This is a genomic window from Paralcaligenes ginsengisoli (assembly GCF_054781135.1).
Window position 1 is genome coordinate 1 of sequence record NZ_BAAGUZ010000030.1, and the last position, 3,921, is coordinate 3,921.

General features: G+C 57.7%; 3 protein-coding genes. All 3 read right to left on the minus strand.

The features are described 5' to 3' along the window. Positions 1–482 precede the first annotated feature (482 nt). The 3 genes from ACYVIS_RS14045 to ACYVIS_RS14055 are packed head-to-tail and all read right to left on the minus strand — an operon-like array spanning position 483 to position 3,593. Positions 483–1,706: a CaiB/BaiF CoA transferase family protein gene (locus ACYVIS_RS14045; RefSeq protein ID WP_460874231.1), complete on the minus strand. Its 1,224-nt coding sequence runs from the start codon at positions 1,704–1,706 to the stop codon at positions 483–485. After that, positions 1,706–2,587 carry an HTD2 family dehydratase gene (locus ACYVIS_RS14050; protein WP_232741717.1) on the minus strand — a complete coding sequence of 294 codons (882 nt, stop codon included), beginning with the start codon at positions 2,585–2,587 and terminating at the stop codon, positions 1,706–1,708. The genes ACYVIS_RS14045 and ACYVIS_RS14050 overlap by 1 nt, the downstream gene beginning before the upstream one ends. 16 nt (positions 2,588–2,603) lie before the next feature. After that, positions 2,604–3,593 (minus strand): Bug family tripartite tricarboxylate transporter substrate binding protein, encoded by a 990-nt coding sequence (locus tag ACYVIS_RS14055; protein WP_232741718.1) that lies wholly within the window; start codon positions 3,591–3,593, stop codon positions 2,604–2,606. Between the last annotated feature and the right edge of the window lie 328 nt (positions 3,594–3,921).

The window sequence follows — 3,921 nt, forward strand, 5'->3', positions numbered from 1 at the left end:
CCCGCCGAAGGCCCCCGCCTTCCCTTCGTCAGCACCCGGCGCTGGACTACCGCCGGACTGCACAGCACCACCCACCCTGCGGCTTGCGTTGAGGAAATGCATAGAAAGAGGCATTGGGGTTATGCACCGAGAGAAACGTTGAGGCCATGGACCGAGATATACGTTGGGCCGGCACGTTCATTCCAGGCATGCCATTATGCGAGCCGTCTATCGGGGCTAGGGTCAGGACCGGCGTAAGGCGTGCGCCGGATGCTACCGTAGGGAAGGCGGGGGCTTTCGGCGGGCCATGTTTGAGCGCAGCCGCGCCAGCGGCGTAGCGAGTTTGGCCCGACGCCCGCCTGGACGAGGTAGATCCGGATCAAGCACGCCGTGCCGGTCCTGACCCTAGCCCCGATAGACGGCGTCTTCAAATACCAAAGCCACCAAAACATCGAATGCCGTAAACACTCGAGTGCGCCATACACACTCGAACCAAAAATACTCTAGTCCGAACCGGATGAAACCTGTCTCTGACCCGTGGATGAAATCAGCGCGGCTATTTCATCGGCTTCGATACCGAATTCCTTCAATACAGCCTGAGTATCGGCCCCCAGTGCGGGCGGTGGCGAATATTCGGCCGAGGCGCCATTCCTGAGCGTATTCGGCAGGCCAATATTCCATATATCGCCCTCGGTGGGGTGCCTGATCGGCTGAAACAAACCGACGTCCCGAATATGCGGATCGTCCGGCAGACTCTCCAGCGTGTTGTAGGGCATGGCCGGCACGCTCAGTTCATCGAAGATCCCCAGCCATTCCTGCGTGGTTTTTTCCAACAGCGCCGTGGAACGCAAATCAAAATACTCACGGGTATGCCTGAACCGGGCAGCGACCGAGCAGAATCGGGAATCCTCTTTCAATTCGGGATGGCCTATGGCGTCGAAGAAGCCGAACGCCTGACGGTCCGTATTCGCCGATAGGCATATGTACCCGTCTTTTGTCTTGATGGGACGGGTTTGTGGATCCGATACCCGGGGATCGAAATTGCCGCCCAGAGGAGGATCGAACGTGCGCAGATACATGTGTTCCGCCATGACAAAGGCCGCCATGTTTTCCAGCATGGGAATCTCGATGCCTTCGCCCTCGCCGGTCTGGCTGCGCTGGTACAGCGCCATCAGTATCATCTGCACGGCAATCAGGCCAACAGTATGATCGGCCATGACCATCGGCACATACCCGGGCTGGCCGTACATTTTGTCGACCACGGAAGCGATGCCGCTGGCGCCCTGGATAATGCTGTCGTAGGCAGGCCTGTTGGCGTAGCGGCCCTTGCGTCCGAAGCCCAGCAGGCTGCAGTGGATCAGGCGCGGATTTATCGTCTTTAAATCGTCGTAGGTCAGGCCCGCCCTCTCCAGCGCCTTGGGCCGCATGTTTACCACCACCACATCGACTTGCGCGCAAAGGCGCTTGAGCGCCCGCTTTGCCTCGTCGGTCTTCAGATTCAGCACCACGGACCGCTTGTTGCGATTCAGGTGCAGGAACTTCGCCGACATCGTGCCGCTGGGCGATGCGCCGCCCAGTTTGCGCAGCAGGTCGCCTTCGGGCGCTTCGATTTTTATGACTTCGGCGCCGTAGTCGGCCAGGAACTGGGTGGCCACCGGGCCGACCACGACAGACGTGAGATCCAGGACCTTGATGCCTTGAAGAGGCGCCCTCTTGGTGTTGCCCATTACTGCTCCATCTCGATGTCGACCATGATGACCGTATTGCCGTCTTCGTTGCATGCCCAGGCATGACCGCTTTGCGTGCGTTCGTCTATGGCCAGGTTCAGGCCGACGGTGCTGTTGACAAACAAGGGGCGAAGATTTCTTGAGCGCGACGCTTTTATTTTCTTGCCTGTACTGCGCATGGCGTAGTCCCAAAGCAGCAGAGTCGTCAGGCCGCCGTTCACTACCAGGCCCGGATAGTTCTCTACGTTGCACGCGTAATCGAGATCGTAGTGAATCCGGTGGGCATTGAACGTGATGGCCGAATAACGGAACAGCATCGTCGGATCGATGAACACGTCCTTGTGCAGCGCAGCCACAGGAATCTGGTCCGTTTTTTCCACCTTCTTCCTGGGCGCAACGCCTTGCGCAGGCGCCTCGCCGCGGTAGACAATGTCCTGCTCTTCAGTCAGGGCCAGATCCTCGCCGTCGTACAGTTCGTGCCTGACGGTCACGAAACACATTTCCCCGCTGGAGCCTTGTTTGATTTTTATATCCGAGATGCGTGATTTCCGAGTTATTTCGCTGCCTATGCACAGATCCGAATAAAAGTCGATTCTGCGGCCGGCAAACATGCGCCGGGGCAATGGCACAGGCGGCAGGAATGCGCCGGTGCGCGGGTGGCCGTCGCGGCCCAGCTGCGACTGGGGCTGCGTGGCCGTAAACAGCATGACATACCAGGCCGGGGAAATCGCCTGTCCCGGGATGAACAGACTTTCATTCCTGTCCAGCAAGGCGCTGATGCGAGCCGCTCCCGAAGGGCAGACATAGTCGGAGCTTTGCTGTTTTTTCCCTATCCAGGTACGCAGAAACTCAATATCGATTGCCGGAGTTGGAGTAGTCATTCGAACAGGACAGTATTCAATTGATGGCAATATGCGTTTTTTCCACGACATCTTTCCAGCGCGCTATTTCGCCGGCAATCATGGTTTTGAATTCTTCGGGGGTCGCTGGATGAGGTATCGCCCCTTCCGCTTCGAAGCGCTTGGCCAATTCGGGAGCGCTTACGATGCGGTTTATTTCCTTGTTCAGCTTGGCGACGATGCCGGCAGGCGTTCCCGCCGGAGCAACAATCCCGTACCATTGGTCGGCTTCAAAGCCTTTCAGGCCAGGCAAACCGCTTTCCGACACGGTCTGGACTTCGGGCAGCACGCCAACCCGTTTCAGGCTGGAGACCGCCAGTGCGCGCAACCGCCCGCTTTTCAGGAAACCGATTACCGCCGGCGTACCGGTAAACATCAGTTGATTCTGGCCCGCCAGCAAGTCCGTCACAGCGGGGCCGGTGCCACGGTACGGGACGTGGGTCATATTGATACCAGCTTTCAGCATCAGGTATTCCGTGGCAATGTGCGCCGCGCTGCCATTGCCTCCCGAGCCGAAATCGATCTTGCCCGGATTCTTCTTCGCATAGGCAATCAGTTCGGCCAGCGAATGAACCGGCAGTGACGGATTGACCACCAGCACGTTGGGCACGTTGGCAACCCAGGCAACCGGCTCGAACATTTTCAGCGGCTCGAGGTGCTTGGACCGGTACAGGCTTGGGTTCACGCCCAGCGTGCCAATATGGCCCATTAACAGCGTATAGCCGTCGTGGTCCGCTTTGGCGGCCTTTTCCGTGCCGATGATGCCGCCCGCCCCCGGCACATTTTCGATGATGACGGGCTTGCCCCAGGCCTGGGTAAGTTTGTCGCCGACCGCCCTGGCAAGAATGTCCGTGGAACCGCCTGGCGTAAACGGTACGATCAGGTGTATGGGCCGATCCGGGTAACTGGATTGCGGCTGTGCATAAGAGGGCATGGCCAGGCACGAGGCCAGCCCTGCGATCGATAATAATTTGGCTAACTGTTTCATGTTGTCTCGTGGTTTTATTGTGAGTTCGGGGCAGGAAGGTCCAGGCTGGACGACCTGGAGATCCTTGAACTATGCACGCGGCAATGGTATATGTAAAATGCAAATAAATTGGCTATTAATGCATTAATTACATAAATAAAGCGTAGCGGTTCCGGGCTGGAGTATTTTTGGTTCAAGTGCTTACGGCACTGGACGCGGTTCAGTGACTTTCGTTTTTTGAGCTGTTTTTGGGCTTGATCTGTGGCTTTTGGACTGTGCGTTGTTGTGTTGGCGGCGGTTAATTCTATAAAGACGCCGCAGGGTGGGCGGTGCTGTGTAGTCCGGCACG

Coding starts and splice junctions, on each gene's coding strand:
- ACYVIS_RS14045 (WP_460874231.1), bottom strand. CDS start 1,706: ATGGGCAACACCAAGAGGGCGCCTCTTCAAGGCATCAAGGTCCTGGAT.
- ACYVIS_RS14050 (WP_232741717.1), bottom strand. CDS start 2,587: ATGACTACTCCAACTCCGGCAATCGATATTGAGTTTCTGCGTACCTGG.
- ACYVIS_RS14055 (WP_232741718.1), bottom strand. CDS start 3,593: ATGAAACAGTTAGCCAAATTATTATCGATCGCAGGGCTGGCCTCGTGC.